Source organism: Snodgrassella sp. ESL0304 (assembly GCF_013344995.1).
GTDB lineage: Bacteria > Pseudomonadota > Gammaproteobacteria > Burkholderiales > Neisseriaceae > Snodgrassella > Snodgrassella alvi.
The window spans coordinates 23,691-39,971 of sequence record NZ_JAAEDR010000016.1; the positions used below are offsets into that span (position 1 = coordinate 23,691).

The 16,281-nt window shown below is 46.5% G+C and carries 14 protein-coding genes; 8 read left to right on the forward strand and 6 right to left on the reverse strand.

Going from position 1 to position 16,281, the window contains the following annotated elements; translation table 11 throughout:
* Positions 1–12: 12 nt before the first annotated feature.
* On the reverse strand, positions 13–1,431 hold the full coding sequence (locus GYX91_RS09220) for an MFS transporter (RefSeq protein WP_078475002.1): 1,419 nt from the start codon (positions 1,429–1,431) through the stop codon (positions 13–15).
* 49 nt (positions 1,432–1,480) lie between these two features.
* Positions 1,481–2,281 carry an inner membrane protein YpjD gene (locus GYX91_RS09225; RefSeq protein ID WP_110414610.1) on the reverse strand — a complete coding sequence of 267 codons (801 nt, stop codon included), beginning with the start codon at positions 2,279–2,281 and terminating at the stop codon, positions 1,481–1,483.
* Positions 2,282–2,505: 224 nt separating this feature from the next.
* On the opposite strand from GYX91_RS09225, the gene ffh reads away from it, so the two are divergent.
* From ffh to hpaC, 5 genes are all read left to right on the forward strand, one after another.
* A complete protein-coding gene (gene ffh, locus GYX91_RS09230; RefSeq protein WP_037394288.1) occupies positions 2,506–3,864 on the forward strand; it encodes a signal recognition particle protein in 1,359 nt (452 codons plus the stop codon).
* 191 nt (positions 3,865–4,055) lie between these two features.
* Complete coding sequence (locus tag GYX91_RS09235) at positions 4,056–4,220, forward strand: SEC-C metal-binding domain-containing protein (RefSeq protein WP_078475000.1); 165 nt, start codon at positions 4,056–4,058, stop codon at positions 4,218–4,220.
* 423 nt (positions 4,221–4,643) lie between these two features.
* The gene (locus tag GYX91_RS09240; RefSeq protein ID WP_174830660.1) at positions 4,644–7,490 is read left to right on the forward strand and encodes a valine--tRNA ligase; all 2,847 of its coding nucleotides are present in this window, start codon (positions 4,644–4,646) and stop codon (positions 7,488–7,490) included.
* A 317-nt stretch (positions 7,491–7,807) separates the two neighbouring features.
* Positions 7,808–8,257, forward strand: a complete 450-nt coding sequence (gene hpaR / locus GYX91_RS09245; RefSeq protein ID WP_078474998.1) for a homoprotocatechuate degradation operon regulator HpaR — start codon at positions 7,808–7,810, stop codon at positions 8,255–8,257.
* Between the two features lie 4 nt (positions 8,258–8,261).
* On the forward strand, positions 8,262–8,792 hold the full coding sequence (gene hpaC / locus GYX91_RS09250; protein WP_025331512.1) for a 4-hydroxyphenylacetate 3-monooxygenase, reductase component: 531 nt from the start codon (positions 8,262–8,264) through the stop codon (positions 8,790–8,792).
* A 101-nt stretch (positions 8,793–8,893) separates the two neighbouring features.
* Here the strand turns inward: hpaC and fba are convergent, their stop codons facing one another.
* From fba to GYX91_RS09270, 4 genes are all read right to left on the reverse strand, one after another.
* A complete protein-coding gene (gene fba, locus GYX91_RS09255; protein WP_025331513.1) occupies positions 8,894–9,958 on the reverse strand; it encodes a class II fructose-bisphosphate aldolase in 1,065 nt (354 codons plus the stop codon).
* Positions 9,959–10,086: 128 nt separating this feature from the next.
* Complete coding sequence (locus GYX91_RS09260; protein ID WP_174830661.1) at positions 10,087–11,022, reverse strand: ABC transporter ATP-binding protein; 936 nt, start codon at positions 11,020–11,022, stop codon at positions 10,087–10,089.
* Complete coding sequence (locus tag GYX91_RS09265) at positions 11,016–12,566, reverse strand: iron ABC transporter permease (RefSeq protein WP_110414613.1); 1,551 nt, start codon at positions 12,564–12,566, stop codon at positions 11,016–11,018. The genes GYX91_RS09260 and GYX91_RS09265 overlap by 7 nt, the downstream gene beginning before the upstream one ends.
* A 145-nt stretch (positions 12,567–12,711) precedes the next feature.
* Complete coding sequence (locus tag GYX91_RS09270; protein WP_174830662.1) at positions 12,712–13,719, reverse strand: thiamine ABC transporter substrate binding subunit; 1,008 nt, start codon at positions 13,717–13,719, stop codon at positions 12,712–12,714.
* Between the two features lie 97 nt (positions 13,720–13,816).
* Here GYX91_RS09270 and GYX91_RS09275 point away from each other — a divergent pair, with 97 nt between their 5' ends.
* The 3 genes from GYX91_RS09275 (at position 13,817) to glmU (ending at position 16,255) form a co-directional block, all read left to right on the forward strand.
* A complete protein-coding gene (locus tag GYX91_RS09275; RefSeq protein WP_174830663.1) occupies positions 13,817–14,461 on the forward strand; it encodes a pyrimidine 5'-nucleotidase in 645 nt (214 codons plus the stop codon).
* A gap of 72 nt (positions 14,462–14,533) precedes the next feature.
* The gene (locus GYX91_RS09280) at positions 14,534–14,803 is read left to right on the forward strand and encodes a hypothetical protein (protein WP_025331518.1); all 270 of its coding nucleotides are present in this window, start codon (positions 14,534–14,536) and stop codon (positions 14,801–14,803) included.
* Positions 14,804–14,884: 81 nt separating this feature from the next.
* Positions 14,885–16,255 carry a bifunctional UDP-N-acetylglucosamine diphosphorylase/glucosamine-1-phosphate N-acetyltransferase GlmU gene (gene glmU / locus GYX91_RS09285; RefSeq protein WP_174830664.1) on the forward strand — a complete coding sequence of 457 codons (1,371 nt, stop codon included), beginning with the start codon at positions 14,885–14,887 and terminating at the stop codon, positions 16,253–16,255.
* Positions 16,256–16,281 lie beyond the last annotated feature (26 nt).

Genomic DNA, 16,281 nt, shown 5'->3' on the forward strand with positions numbered 1-16,281 from the left:
TTGTTAAAGCAGTTAAATGGCGTCTTCTACTGCATTTAGGTCGCGTCCGCGAGTTTCCGGAGCATAGAATGTAGTTATAAAGCCAATACCTGCCATCACTACAAAATAAATTGCAATCGGCCACCATGTCTCATAATGTTTCAGCAATGCTGAGGCAACTAATGACGCAATACCACCAGACATAATGCCTCCGAACTCTTTAGCCAAAGCCATTTTAGAGTAACGATTACGCACCCCGAACAGTTCTACCCCATAGGCTGCCTGTACACCGAAAATACCCAGTGACGCCAGACACATACCAATAACAATAATACTGGCTACGATAAAAGGATCTCGTGTTTCCAGAAACATATAAGCCGGAACAGCATACAGCATCAGTAGAAAACAGAACCAGCGGTAAACAATACGGCGGCCAAACCGATCGGATAACCAACCGGCAAACGGAATCACAAAAAAGCCTAACAAAGAAGCAACAAATACCGCAGAAGTAGCAACAATTTGATTCACTTTCAGAAAATTGACCACATAGCCGATAACAAATCCCTGCGCCAGGTAAGATGGGCCGTTTTCACCGATACGCAAGCCCAGCATAACAAAAAATGCTTTGTTAGCTGCTAGAAATGCTTTAACACGTGCAAGAAAGGGAATGCTTTCATCTGTTTCAGTAACTTGTGAAACTGATATTTCAGTTTTTTGCACCTGAGATTGTTTAACTTCATTTTGTTCCTGCTCGAATACCGGAGTTTCCCGTACATGGCGGCGAATAAGAGTAGCGGCAAGAGCAATCAGTGCACTGAGAATAAATGGTATCCGCCAACCCCAGCTGGCTACATCTTCTTTATCCAGCATTAACACTAACAGCCAGACAGTCGAAGCGACCAGTGTACCACTGTTAGAACCAATGCCAATAATAGAAGCAATCAGACCGCGGTGTTTGGGTGGTGCATATTCTCCCAGCATTACTGTAGCGCCGGAAAGTTCTGCACCGGCTCCAAAGCCCTGCATAAAACGCAGTATAGCTAAAAGAACTGGTGCCCATATCCCAATAGTGGCATAACTAGGAATAAAACCAATCAGTGTGGTGGAAATGCCCATCAGAGCAATAGTGGTTACCAGTACAAATTTACGTCCTTTAAGGTCGCCAAGACGGCCAAAAAATATGGCACCGATCGGGCGGGCAACAAAGCCGACTGAATAAGTGGCAAAACTGTACAGAAGAGCAATTGTGGACGTTTCTCCCGGAAAAAATACATCTCCGAATACCAGCCCTGCGGCTAGGCCGTATAAAGCAAAATCCACATACTCCATGGTGGTTCCGAGCCAGCAGGAAAGTGTTGCCTTAATAAATTCCCGTCGTCCTTCAGGTGTGGCTAAACGCTGTTCAGCTGCGCTCTGCTTCGGGCTGTCAACTGACGATTGTAAGTCACTCATTCAAATATCCTATGGTTACAAATCAGGGTGAAACTAGTTACAAAAAAGATTAAAACAAAATTTCCAGCACAAACTTGCTGCCAAAATAAGCCAGCATCAGGCTGACAAATGACACAATAACCCACCATGCCACTTTTTTCCCGCGCCATGCCTGCATATGATGTCTGAGCAGGATAACCAGATAGATTATCCATGACAGCACGCCGAATACCGTTTTATGATTAAAACGTGCCGGCTCACCAAATACAGCTTCGGAAAATACTGTGCCGCTGACAGCCGCTATAGTCAGAAGCACAAAACCCGCCTGCAGGCCTTGAAACATTAATTTTTCAATAGCCAGCAAAGGCGGCAGGAATGATTGCTGCGGAACAGTTTTACGCCGGTGCAGATAATGATTGCGTACCAGCATGAGCACAGCCAGCAGTGTTGTAATGCCAAAGAGGGCATAAGCCAGCAATGCCGACAAAACATGTATCATGAATGCTGTGTTGTGCATCGGATAAGCAATAGCCTGTCCGGGCAGCAGTAAGGCAATCAGCAGTACGAGTGCCGAACAGGGAAACAGCGCCAGCTGTAATCCCTGCAGGCGATAGCGAAAACTGCCCACCCAATACAGCATTACCATTAACCAGGTAATCAGATTGAGTGCCTGACCGAACCCCACCAGCAGTACATGCTGCTGCAACATTGGCTGCCATACAACAAAGGTATGCAGCAGCAATATCAGCAGTAACAGTGACTGCTCACCTCGCAACGGATAAGGCACATCAGTATGACGTTGCCAGAACCGCCATGCCAGTACAGAAAGCACGGCATAAGCAAGAATAAGCACCAGCAGCAATAAGCTCATGATTTTTCCGCAGCAATAGCGCGCCAAAAATTGGCGCGCGTAGTGTAAAATAGGTATTTATTATTGCTATGCCTGCTAAAAAATACAGGCAGGTATAGCAACGGGGTGCCATTTTATAACCAAATTGCTACTTATCATACCTATTTATTGTGCGAATTGACTGGCAACAGGCAATTTTCACTGAACATATACAGGCTGCTTACAATTAGCCGGAGATGGTTTCGATGTTAGACAATCTATCAGATCGCTTTAGTAAAATCGCGAAAACTCTGCGCGGACAGGCGCGTTTGAGTGAAGACAATATCAAAGATGCCCTGCGTGAAGTACGTATGGCATTACTCGAAGCAGACGTTGCCCTGCCAGTTGTAAAAACATTTATGGCTTCGGTAAAAGAACGTGCAGTTGGGCAAGAAGTCATTGGCAGTCTCACACCCGGGCAGGCTTTTGTTGGTGTGGTAAACGATGCCCTTACCGAACTGATGGGCACACAAAACAGCAGTCTGAATCTGGCTGCAGTTCCACCTGCCGTGATTCTGATGGCAGGTTTGCAGGGTGCAGGTAAAACCACTACGGTGGGCAAACTGGCCCGGCTGCTGAAAAATGAGCAAAAGAAAAAGGTACTGGTGGTTTCTGCGGATGTATACCGTCCGGCGGCAATAGAGCAGCTAAAATTGCTGGCACAACAGGTTGAAGTGGATTTTTTCCCGTCACACGAAGGTGAACAGCCGGTGACCATTGCATTGAATGCTCTGGATCATGCCAAAAAACATTTTTATGATGTACTGATGGTGGATACTGCCGGCCGGCTGGCTATTGACCAGAAAATGATGGATGAAATCCGGCAGATACATGCAGCGATTAATCCGGTAGAAACTCTGTTTGTAGTAGATGCCATGCAGGGTCAGGATGCCGTAAATACAGCACAGGCTTTTAATGATACGCTGCCTCTGACAGGTGTGGTATTAACCAAAATGGATGGCGATGCCCGTGGGGGTGCCGCTTTGTCTGTACGCCATGTAACCGGCAAACCGATTAAATTTATTGGTGTAGGTGAAAAAATCAACGGGCTGGAACCGTTTTATCCGGATCGTCTGGCTTCGCGCATTCTCGGCATGGGGGATGTACTTTCACTGATTGAAGATGTACAAAAAGGCATTGATGAAAAAACCGCGCAGCAGATGGCAAAAAAACTGCATAAAGGCAAAGGTTTTGACCTGAATGACTTTAAAGCACAAATTCAGCAGATGCGTAAAATGGGTGGAATTGAATCCATTATGTCTAAGCTGCCAGGCGATATGGGACAAATGGCCAAACAGGTGCCGGAAGGCACGGCAGAAAAAGCCATGAGTCGTGTGGAAGCTATCATTAACTCGATGACAGCCAAAGAACGTGCCAATCCGCTGCTGATTAAAGCCAGCCGTAAACGCCGCATTGCCAATGGTTCCGGTGTTACCGTACAGGAAGTGAATAAAATGCTCAAACAATTTGAGCAGTCGCAAAAAATGATGAAATCATTTACCAAAGGCGGTATGGGTAAACTGATGCGTCTGGCAAAAGGCATGAAAGGTATCATGCCGCAATAACCTGTATTTTTAATACACTGCCTGAATTCAGATTCAGGCAGTTTTTTATTTTCTGCTATCTCCTGAAGATAGCTTATGACAAGCATCCGGCATGGATAATCTTATATTTTTACTGTAAAATATTCCGAGCAATTTATGATTGCTGTTTAATTACATTATTTTAAAAAGGAGTACGATAATGCGCAAATTTAATGATAAAGGCTTTTTTTGAGCCAACCAGCAAACGCCGCAGAGGTTTCCCGTCAGAAACCAACGTTAAACGCGGACTGATAAGAACTGTTCATGGTGACAAAGTTCTGCATGAAAAGCTGGGGCGCAATGATCCCTGTCCATGCAACTCCGGCCGCAGCTTTTAAGAAGTGTTGTCTGAAAACCAGCTGCTTTCGATGGCAGCAACAGGCATGACTATTTCCGCTAATGTCTGCCAGTAATCACTGCTACTGAATTAATCCACTTTTAATTACTTCCCCCTGTATTCTACGCATACCGGGGGATAATTGATTGGGCTTCTGCACAGTTTTATCCCGCCTACACAGATAATAAACAGGTAAAGCAGCAGAAATATATATTTATTAGTTAATTATCCGCCTGTACTCATAATTTTCATTTATGACATTTGCTTAATAATTAATCGTTTATTCGACTCAACCTCTATTTTGAAAATAAGACTGTTTACTTTGATATCCGGATTCTGACAAAAGCGCATCGTCTTAAACCATGCCTCAGCGCATGGGTTATAATCAGAATCTTATTTTTTGATTTTTTTCCAATTCGTAACCATGTTAAACACCCAATATTCTCCGAGTGAAATCGAAACCCGTTTATATCAGCAATGGGAACAACGCGGCTATTTTGCACCGTCACTGGATTTAAGCAAACCTTCTTTCGCTATTCAGCTGCCACCGCCTAATGTAACTGGCACCCTGCATATGGGGCATGCATTTAACCAGACCATTATGGATGGCCTTACCCGTTATCACCGCATGAAAGGTGAAAATGTGTGCTGGATTCCCGGCTCTGACCATGCCGGTATTGCTACGCAGATTGTGGTGGAACGCCAGCTGGCGGTAGAAAACATTACCCGCCATGATTTAGGCCGGGAAGCATTTATTGCCAAAATCTGGGACTGGAAAAAATTCTCCGGCGGCACCATTACCGAACAGATGCGCCGTGTCGGCTGCTCTGTAGACTGGAGCCGTGAATATTTTACAATGGACGATGTGCGTGCCGAAGTGGTTACCGAAGTATTTGTACGCCTGTTTGAGCAGGGTCTGATTTATCGCGGTAAACGGCTGGTAAACTGGGATCCGGTACTGGGTACAGCTGTATCAGATCTGGAAGTGGAAAATATCGAAGAAAACGGCCATATGTGGCATATCCGTTATCCGCTGGCCGATAATCCGGACAACGCTCTGATTGTTGCCACTACCCGTCCGGAAACTTTGCTGGGCGACGTAGCCGTAGCCGTACATCCCGATGATGAACGTTATGCCGGCTTCATCGGAAAACAGCTGGTACTGCCGTTATCCGGCCGCACTATTCCGGTGATTGCTGATGAGTATGTAGATAAAGATTTTGGTACCGGCTGCGTTAAAATCACACCGGCTCACGATTTTAATGACTATGAAGTGGGTAAACGTCATCAGACTGCACTGATTAATGTACTCAGTCTGGATGCCAGAATACTACCGCAGGCAGAAGTATTTGATTTTCAGGGTCAGGCTCAGGCTGGTATTACGTTACCGGCACAATATGCCGGACTGGATCGTTTTGCTGCACGCAAACAGATGGTCGCAGACCTTGAAGCTCAGGGTTTACTGGTAAAAGTGGAAGAACACAAACTGATGACACCTAAAGGTGACCGTACCGGTAGTGTAATCGAACCAATGCTGACCAGTCAGTGGTTTGTGGCTATGACCCGCAATGCTGATAATAATGTTGCCAATCCCGAACCGGAATCAGAGTTTAAAGGTAAAACCCTGACTGAAAAATGTATTCATGCAGTGGAAAGCGGACAAGTACGCTTTATTCCGGAAAACTGGGTTAATACTTATAACCAGTGGATGAACAATATTCAGGACTGGTGTATCTCCCGCCAGTTGTGGTGGGGTCACCAGATTCCGGCATGGTACGATCAGAACGGTCGCGTTTATGTAGCGCGTAATGAAGCCGAAGCACAGGCACAGGCGGGTGAAGATGCGGTTCTGACCCGTGACGAAGATGTACTGGACACTTGGTTTTCTTCAGCTCTGGTGCCGTTTTCTACACTTGGCTGGCCGGAAAAAACACCGGAATTGCAGGCATTCCTGCCCTCTCAGGTATTGGTAACCGGTTATGAAATTATTTTCTTCTGGGTAGCACGCATGATTATGATGACTACCCACTTCACCGGCAAAGTACCTTTTCATGATGTATATATTCATGGCATGGTGCGTGATCATGAAGGTAAGAAGATGTCCAAATCTGAAGGCAATGTCATTGACCCAGTGGATTTGATTGACGGTATCGATCTGGAAAACCTGCTGGTTAAACGTACTACCGGTTTGCGCCGTCCGGAAAAAGCGCCGCAGGTAATTAAAGCGACACAAAAACTATTTCCTGACGGCATTCCGGTATTCGGTGCTGATGCTCTGCGCTTCACTATGGCCAGCTATGCCAGCCTGGGCCGCAGTATCAATTTCGATTTCAAACGTGCTGAAGGCTATCGTAATTTCTGCAATAAATTGTGGAATGCCAGCCGTTTTGTGCTGATGAATATTGAAAATCACGATTGCGGGCAGGATGAAAGTCTGCCGCTAAGTTACAGCTTTGTTGATAAATGGCTGCTGACCCGTTTGCAGCAAACCATTTCGGCAGTAAGTGAAGCACTGGACACCTACCGTTTTGATATGGCTGCTCAGACCTTATATGAATTCATCTGGAATGAATACTGTGACTGGTATGTAGAACTGGCCAAAACTCAGTTGCAACGTGGTGATGAAGCACAGCAGCGCGCAACACGGCGCACACTGGTACGCGTTCTGGAAGTAGTGTTGCGTCTGTTGCATCCGATTATGCCGTTTATCACTGAAGAACTGTGGCAGACCATTGCACCACTGGCTAACGCAAAACATACTGACAGTATCATGCTGGCCGCATGGCCTCAGGCAGACAGCAGTCTGAATAATGCTGATGCGGTTAATCAGATGCATTATTTGCAGGAGCTGGTTAATTCAGTACGCAATTTGCGTGGTGAAATGGGGCTGGCGATGAGTGTAAAAGTGCCTTTGCTGGTTGAAAGCAATACCGATCTGGGTGAAATTCTTCCATATCTGCCACTGATGGCACGCCTGAGTGAAGCCAGACAGGTAACCCATTTGCCAGAAAGTGATGATGCACCGGTAGCAGTATGTCAGGGTGCGCGCCTGATGCTGAAAGTCGAAGTGGATAAAGCTGCTGAAACGGCACGACTGCAAAAAGAAGCAGAAAAACTACAGAAAAATATCGATAAAATTGAAGCAAAGCTGGCCAAACCGGGCTATACCGACAAGGCACCTGCGCATCTGGTAGAAAAAGACCGTACCGAACTGGCTCAACTACAGGACAGAATGTCTAAAATTGCTTTACAGTTACAAAAATACAATTAATTAATTACAAATTATTTCTTCTCAACCACCAAACCACAGATACAGGTAGCAGCCGGATAAATCCGGCGATCACTTTTATGTATTAGGATTGGTGGTTTCTTTTTTTTATTTCAAAAATATTGCAATAATCAACTAAAAAATAATTTTTTATTCTAAAACAAGCTATTAATTAAATACAATGTACTTGTTTTGTAATTTATTTACACATAATTATTCAAATTTATAATAATATTATGTAAAATTCGTAAAAAATAACTTTTTAGCTTTATATTTAATAGTTATATGAACCGGATATACTGAAAGATTGGAGCAAACAGGTGATTAATACATCTAAATACTCGTCCCTCAACATTGTCTTGATTCAGGCTCGTGAAGCATTATTATCTCATTTTCGCCCGATGCTGAATGATATCGGTATCACTGATCAGCAATGGCGTATTACCCGTTTACTGGCAGAAAATGGTATCATGGATTTTCAGGATTTAGCTAAACAGGCATGCATTCTTCGCCCAAGCCTGACTGGTATCCTGACAAGACTGGAAAAACTGGATTATGTAGTCCGTCTTAAACCATCCAATGATCAGCGACGGGTTTTTCTTAAGCTGACCCCGGCCGGAGAAAAATTGTATGAAGATTTGTGTCGTTCAGTAGATGCACGGTACAAAGTACTGGAACAGCGTTATACTCAGGAAAAATTACATCAACTGGGCAATATGCTGAAAGAATTTACCAATATTGCTGTCGATAAAGAAGAACCAGAAACTTAATAAAATGAATCAACCACCGTCAGCCGTAGCTTTACAATATCGTGAAGCGATGTCAAAAGTTGCCGCAGCAGTACATGTTATTACTACCGAAGGTTCAGCCGGCCGTTATGGCATCACCCTTACCGCAGTCACATCGGTAACAGATACACCTCCTACCTTATTATTATGCATTAACCGCAACGCCCGTATTCAACCGGTTCTCCGCGCCAACGGGCGTTTATGTGTTAATGTTCTGGCTTCATCTCAGCAGGATGTAGCGGAGCATTTTGCCGGAATAACATCTGTTCCGGTAACCGAACGTTTTCTGCAAAACGACTGGCAAAATCATCACCACTCCGCCCAGCCTCAGTTAGTAGGAGCACTGGCACATTTGCACGGTCACATTGTCGATAGCCATGATATGGGCAGCCACAGCGTATTTTATGTAGCAGTTGAGCACATAAATATTAATTCACAGGAAAATCAGGGATTACTCTATTTTCAGCGCCGGTTTACTCAGACTGCCATACCATTTTGTGAAGCAGACTGTGTCTGAATCGATTTTCCTGCCACACCGGCAGATAAACTAAAAAAACAGGATATAAACAACAATGGACTGTCCTTTTCCGGACAGTCCATTATTACATGTAAAAATACTTATTTTACAATCTGTACCAGTTCGCCGGCTGCGTAACGATTTGCCATTTTTTCCAAAGAAATTGGTTTAATCTGGCTCGCATGACCGGCAGCTCCAAAGGCCACATAACGATCAATACAAACCTGCTTCATGGCTTTAATGGTTTCAGTAAAGTATTTACGCGGATCAAATTCTGCCGGATGCGTAGCGAGAAAACGGCGGATAGCACCTGTGCTGGCCAGACGCAAATCTGTATCAATATTAACCTTGCGTACACCGTATTTAATACCTTCGACAATTTCTTCTACCGGCACACCATACGTTTCCGGAATATTGCCGCCAAATTCGTTAATCACCTGCAACCATTCCTGCGGTACTGAGCTGGAACCATGCATAACCAGATGGGTATTAGGTAAACGTTCATGAATTTCACGGATGCGGTCGATACGCAGTACTTCACCTGTCGGCTTACGGGTAAATTTATAGGCGCCATGGCTGGTACCAATAGCAATGGCCAGAGCGTCAACACCCGTATCCTGTACAAAACGCGCTGCTTCATCCACACTGGTAAGCATCTGTTCATGGCTGAGTTTACCTGCCGCACCCACACCATCTTCCTCACCGGCATCTCCGGTTTCCAGATTACCCAGACAGCCGATTTCACCCTCTACTGATACACCGCAGGCATGTGCCATATAGACAGTTTTGCGAGTGACATCTACATTGTATTCATAAGTGGAAGGTGTTTTGGCATCACTCAGCAACGAACCATCCATCATTACTGATGAAAAGCCCAGCTGAATTGAACGCTGACATACTTCCGGTGATGCACCATGATCCTGATGCATCACAACCGGAATATGCGGAAATTCTTCAATGGCAGCCAGAATAAGGTGTCGTAAAAACGGGGCACCGGCATATTTGCGTGCACCGGCACTGGCCTGCACAATCACCGGAGCGTTAACTTCATCGGCCGCTTCCATAATCGCACGCATTTGTTCAAGATTATTGACATTAAACGCCGGCAGGCCATAACTGTTTTCCGCAGCATGGTCGAGCAGTTGGCGCATAGAAACTAAAGCCATGAGGTTCTCCATGTGTACTTGCAATAATTGGTAAAAAAATCGGCGCAATTATACCACTATGCACCGTTTTTGTAGGCATGAGCATGCATTCTTCCACTAATTCAGTTTACCGCCAAACAGACACTGTATTACTGAAAGAAAACAATTTGTTGATGTTGCACTGTTAATGGCAGCCAGTCTCCTGCCTGCACAGCGTAATGCAGCGGCAGCCACCAGCGTAATATTCCGTATTGCGGATGCAGCAACTGTACATCATATGATCTGGCTGTTACACATACTTCTGTTACCTGTACCTGTGTTCCGTTTTCAGGATCATATTGCAGAGCGTTTTGCGGAATGTAACAAACATCGCTGACATTATCACAACCCAGTAAACGCGCAGCCCATGCATCAGCCGGTCGTGCCAGCAGTTGTGCAGCAGTACCCTGTTGTATCCAGCAGCCATGCCTGAGCAAACAAATACGATCAGCCAGCGCAAAAGCCTCCAGCGGGCTGTGAGTAACCAGTACAGCCGGACATTTTTGCTGACGCAATAAACGCACAGTTAATTGCTGCAAACTGGCGCGCAATGTTGTATCCAGTGCTGAAAATGGTTCGTCCAGCAACAATGCCTGCGGTTGCAGAACAAGTGCTCTGGCCAGTGCCACCCGCTGTTGCTCTCCGCCGGATAATGCATCTACCTGCCGGGCAGCTGCTTCAGACAGCCCCACCTCGGCAAGCATTTGCATGGCCTGCTGTTGTGCTTGCGGTTTGCTTACTCCGTGCATACGCAGTCCGAAAGCCACGTTTTGCCACACATTCAGATGCGGCAATAAAGCATAATCCTGAAACATCAGCCCGATACGGCGCTGTTCCGGCAATAAAAAAGTTATATTTTCTTCGTTAATAAAAATATTGCCGCTATCAGGTTGTACCAGACCGGCTGCCATATTCAGCAAAGTTGATTTACCGCTGCCGCTTTCTCCCAGTACCGCTACCAGCTGACCGTCGGCCACCTCCAGACTTAAATCCGCGGCAACAACTTTATCGGAAAATTTTTTATTAATGTGTTGCCAGCTCAGCATAGATGCGTTTCCTTTTTGTCCTTACTCCATTCCACTAACGCAAAAATCAGTATGGTCAGCATCATCAGCAGTAAGGTCAGCACCATTGCACGGTCATAATTATCCCGTCCGGCGGTACTCAGATAATGATAGATCAGTGTAGTCAGCGTCTGCCATTCCGGCCGCGACAGAAACAGCGTAGCCGCAAACTCACCGATACAGGTAGCCGCAGCCAGCGCCAGCCCGCGCTGCAAAGCCGGTCGTAACAGGGGTACAATAACATACAGCAATACTTGCATACGGCCGGCACCGAGTGTACGCGCAGCCTGTGTATAACTGTCAGGCAAACTGTCCCATGCGGCCAGTACATCCTTGGTAATAAACGGATAAGCCAGCAGCGCATACGTACATATCAGCATACTTAATGATGCTGTCCAGCCGGGATAACACAACAACAGCCCGAATGACACACACACCGGTGATACCATAAATGGTAAAAATGTCAGACTGCGCACCCACATCAGCCGCTTTGCCAGCGCAGCATGCAAAAAACCCAGCAGTAATGCCAGCATGATTGCCATTAAAGTAAAGCTTAAAGTATTCAGTACTGCCTGCCACGTTGTACTTTCCAGTAATACCAGCCATGAACTGCCAGCCAGCAAAGCACGCCAGCACACAGCCAGCAGCGGCAGCGCACAACATCCCAGCAACAGCAGCAAAGCCATTACCAGTCCGGCTTTCTGCCCGGTTGTCGGCAATTGCGGCGGCAACATCTGTATCACTGCCTTTTGAGCCGAATATCTACTCAGAACCGCATATATAATACCGGACAGAAAAGTTGTGGCCAGTACCCACAACACCAGCACACCTGCCTGTGCCATATCCAGCTCATAAGCTATCAGCTGATAAATCTGTACTTCCAGCGTAATGTAATGTTCACCGCCAAGCAATAAAGCCAGACCAAATCCGGAAAAACAATACAAAAACACCAGACACATACCACCGGCCAGCCATGGCAGCATCTGCGGAATTTCAATCCTGACAAAGCGCTGCCATGTTCCGGCACCCAGTGTCTGCGCCGCATACATACGTGTTGCCGGTACCTGACACAAACCCTGATAGCCGGCACGTACCATTACCGGCAGATTAAAAAATACATTACCGTATAACAATAACCATGGCGTACCTTCCCAGCCGCGCCACAATAAACCCTGTGCTCCAAACAATGCCAGAATACCCACACCGGCTACTAATGTGGGGATTACAAACGGCAGCATCAGCAAACGCAGTACCCAGTTTCGGCCGCTAAACTGCAAACGGGTAACTGCCCATGCTACCGGCACACCCAGCAACAACGTCAGTACACTGCTGATAGCAGCCTGTGAAACTGTCCAGCCCAGTAAGCGACGCATATATTCGTCCTGCCACACCATACGGAAACTGTCTGCATCCGTTTGTTGCAGCATTGCCCGCAATGGTAACAGCACCACAGCCAGCAAAAAAAACAGCGGCAGTAATGAGAACAGCCCCGGCAGCAATTTTTGCCCGAAACTGACAACTTTCATCCCAATACCGTTTACATCTTTATTTACCAGACGATTACCTCAGATTCAGTATTTGTATAACCAAACAGGGCATATCCATGCCCTGTTTTTATTTTTTACTCCGGCCGCAATAAACAGCCGCATGGCAACAGTACAGGTTATTTGCTCAGCGCTGCACTACCTTTACCCATTGTTTAACCCAGCTTTGCTGCTTAGCTGCCATATCAGCCATACTTGGCTGCGTTACTGTAGTCGGAATTTTTACATGAGCATATACCGGCGGCAAAGACACGCCTTTTACAGCTGGATAAACCCACATGGATGTCGGAATGGCATTCTGTACCTGATTGCTTTGCAGATATTGCACCAGTTTAGCGGCCAGTGCAGGCTGACTGGCATGATTCAGCACCGCAGCACCTTCGATATGGCGGAACACTGCCCCTTTAAAGCGTAAATCGGCAGTTGGCGGTGTTTTGTATTTACCTTTACCATAATAAACTTCTGCTATCGGACTGGAAGCATAGCTTACCACCATCGGCCGGCTGCCTCCGTTCAAGGTAAATTCAGTGTAATAGGCCTCACTCCAGCCTTTAGTCACTTTTACACCATTCTGGCGCATTTTAGCCCACCATTGCCAGGTACCCTGCTCTCCTAAGCCGCCAATATTCGCCAGCAGAAAACCCAGCCCCACACTGGAAGTGGCCGGGCTGGGCACAACGAGTAAATCGCGGTAAGCCGGGCTGGCCAGTTCTTCCAGCGAACGCGGCACAGCTTTGCCATGTTTCTGGAACCATGCCTTATCATAATTAATCGTAATATAGCCGTAATCCACTGCCAGAGCCTGCGGCAGAGAAACATTAACCGGACGGCTGGAGGGTTGTGCCTGAGCAAACAGTTTAAACTGCTGAGCCTTGGCAATATTACTGTTATCCAGACCATATACTGCATCAGCAATTGGTTTAGCACGAGTTAAAATCAGCTTGTTGAGCATTTCATTTCCGCTACCGACTTTAATCACAGTCAGTTTCACATTATTATCATGCTCAAACTGAGCCAGAACATTTTTAGGTAAAGCAAATGAATCATGTACAGCCAGACATACCTCTGTTTGTGCCTGTGCAACCATACTGAGTAACAGACATAGCACTCCGATTAACCACTTACCTGCTTTCATTCTGGTCTCCTGCCATTAAAATCATTAGGTATTCTTCATATACAATCATACCCGTTTTAGACGTTTATAGTAAAAATCTGACGCCATCTTACAAATCATGACAACTCATTACTGGCTATTTGACCTCGACAATACCCTGCATCAGGCTGATGCAGGCATATTCGGTATTATCAATCAGCACATGACAGCCTATATAGCCACCACCCTGAATATCGACGATATTGCCGCTTCCCGGCTGCGTCAGCAGTACTGGCAGGATTATGGCGCTACACTGGCCGGACTGCAAAAACACCATCCGGAAATCAATCTTCAGGAATTTCTGCTGGCGTGTCACCCGCTGGAACAAATTTTGCCTCTGTTGCAGCCTGTGCCGCAAATACAGCATACTCTGACCCATTTGCCCGGCTATAAAGTCGTTTTTTCCAATGGTCCCAGCCATTATGTACAGGCACTGATCAGTACCATGCAAATTGAATCACATTTCCATGCCCTGTTTGGTACTGATAATGTACAAATGCTTTACAAACCTCATCCGCATGCTTACCACAGTCTGTGCCGGCAGCTGCATATCCGCCCTGAGCAATGCATTATGGTAGACGATAGCCTGTCCAATCTGAAAACAGCACATATACTGGGCATGCGAACAGTATGGTTCGGAACACACAGCCATCCGGCTACCGGAATCGATGCTGCTGTACCGGATATGCACAGTCTGCTACAGATTGCCCCGTCTCTGTTATAAAGCAACTATACGCAGGCACACAAATTCTCTACAATATCCCTGTACAAACGACTAACCTCAAAGGACAACACCATGCGTGCCGGAATCTGTTTAATTTGCGGTCTACTGGCCATCAGTGGCTGCACATGGGAAACCTATCAGGATGCCAGCGGACAGACAAAACTGCGCCAGAAATATGAACCGGGTACACGTGTGGTTTATCAGGATGGCACCTACTCACACAATATGCGCTATAACAGCATGCGCCCCGAACCGCACGTGATGAAACCCACTGTAGGGGATGCAGACGAAAAATTACCGGCACACACACACTGGTCAGATTCAAACAGTAGTGCCGAATAATTCAGATACATCAGTACAGGGCTGCCGGAATCATGCCAGATTACCGACAGCCCGTTTTCACATCTTAATATATACAAATTTATGGCTAATTCACCCTTAAATATCGTCATCCTTGCAGCCGGCAAAGGTACCCGGATGTATTCACGCCTGCCCAAAGTTTTGCATGAAATCGGCGGTATCAGCATGCTGGAACGTGTTATTAATACCGCACAGAGTCTGCATCCGGACAATATCACCGTCGTTATTGGTCACGGCAAAGAGCTGGTACGGGAACGAATTCAGGCAGACGTGTGCTGGGTGGAACAAGACCAGCAACTGGGTACCGGCCATGCAGTCAGAATGGCTCTGCCATATTTATCCGACAGCGGACGCACTCTGATTCTGTATGGCGATGTACCCCTTATCGATCAGCAAACACTGGAAGAATTACTCAGCACTGCCGGTAAAGACGTAGGATTACTGACAGACGTTCTCGACAATCCGGCCGGCTATGGCCGCATCATCCGTCAACATGGCAATGTTGTCGCCATTGTCGAAGAAAAAGATGCCTGTGCAGAGGAAAAAGCCATTTGCGAAACCAATACCGGTATCTTTGTCCTACCCAATTGTCAGCTGACCCAATGGCTCAATGCGTTGCAAAATAACAATAGTCAGCAAGAATACTACCTGACTGATGTCATTGCACTGGCCCGGCAGGACAATATTCCCGTTCATCCGCTGCAAGTGCGTGCATCATGGCTGGCAGCCGGCGTTAATAACAAACTGCAACTGGCACAGCTGGAGCGCATCCTGCAACAGCAGCAGGCTACGGCACTGCTTCAGGCTGGCGTAACCCTGCGTGACCCTGCCCGTTTCGACTTACGCGGACAGCTAACCCACGGACAAGACGTAATAATCGACATTAATGTCATTCTGGAAGGGAATGTAGATCTTGGTGACAACGTTTCCATTGGTGCCAATTGTGTAATTAAAAACGCCATCATCGGCTCCGGTACCATCATTCATCCCAATTCCCATCTGGAAAACTGCAATATTGGCAGCGATGCCCGGGTTGGTCCGTTTGCACGCCTGCGACCGCAGGCACAGATTGGTGACGCAGTGCATATCGGTAATTTTGTCGAAGTTAAAAACAGCACCATTGGCTATGGCAGCAAAGCCAATCATCTTACCTATCTGGGCGATGCCACTATTGGCGAAAACAGCAACATTGGCGCCGGTACCATCACCTGTAATTATGACGGAGTTAACAAATACCGTACTACCATTGGTAATCATGTCCGCATCGGTTCCGGCAATATGCTTATTGCGCCCATCACCATAGGTGACCGTGCTACCACCGGTGCCGGCAGTACTCTGAGCAGGAACTGTCCGCCAGACAAACTGACACTGTCACGCAGTCGCCAGACAACTTTGTCAGAATGGCAGCGACCAGAAAAAAACAACGAGAAATAATCTCTTTATCAGCCCGCCAGTGCTAT

What these genes read in the sequence shown, in the direction of transcription:
- ffh (WP_037394288.1), top strand. Translation starts at nt 2,506, where the DNA reads ATGTTAGACAATCTATCAGATCGCTTTAGTAAAATCGCGAAAACTCTG.
- GYX91_RS09220 (WP_078475002.1), bottom strand. Translation starts at nt 1,431, where the DNA reads ATGAGTGACTTACAATCGTCAGTTGACAGCCCGAAGCAGAGCGCAGCT.
- GYX91_RS09225 (WP_110414610.1), bottom strand. Translation starts at nt 2,281, where the DNA reads ATGAGCTTATTGCTGCTGGTGCTTATTCTTGCTTATGCCGTGCTTTCT.
- hpaC (WP_025331512.1), top strand. Translation starts at nt 8,262, where the DNA reads ATGAATCAACCACCGTCAGCCGTAGCTTTACAATATCGTGAAGCGATG.
- GYX91_RS09265 (WP_110414613.1), bottom strand. Translation starts at nt 12,566, where the DNA reads ATGAAAGTTGTCAGTTTCGGGCAAAAATTGCTGCCGGGGCTGTTCTCA.
- GYX91_RS09260 (WP_174830661.1), bottom strand. Translation starts at nt 11,022, where the DNA reads ATGCTGAGCTGGCAACACATTAATAAAAAATTTTCCGATAAAGTTGTT.
- GYX91_RS09280 (WP_025331518.1), top strand. Translation starts at nt 14,534, where the DNA reads ATGCGTGCCGGAATCTGTTTAATTTGCGGTCTACTGGCCATCAGTGGC.
- GYX91_RS09270 (WP_174830662.1), bottom strand. Translation starts at nt 13,719, where the DNA reads ATGAAAGCAGGTAAGTGGTTAATCGGAGTGCTATGTCTGTTACTCAGT.
- fba (WP_025331513.1), bottom strand. Translation starts at nt 9,958, where the DNA reads ATGGCTTTAGTTTCTATGCGCCAACTGCTCGACCATGCTGCGGAAAAC.
- GYX91_RS09240 (WP_174830660.1), top strand. Translation starts at nt 4,644, where the DNA reads ATGTTAAACACCCAATATTCTCCGAGTGAAATCGAAACCCGTTTATAT.
- glmU (WP_174830664.1), top strand. Translation starts at nt 14,885, where the DNA reads ATGGCTAATTCACCCTTAAATATCGTCATCCTTGCAGCCGGCAAAGGT.
- GYX91_RS09275 (WP_174830663.1), top strand. Translation starts at nt 13,817, where the DNA reads ATGACAACTCATTACTGGCTATTTGACCTCGACAATACCCTGCATCAG.
- GYX91_RS09235 (WP_078475000.1), top strand. Translation starts at nt 4,056, where the DNA reads ATGATAAAGGCTTTTTTTGAGCCAACCAGCAAACGCCGCAGAGGTTTC.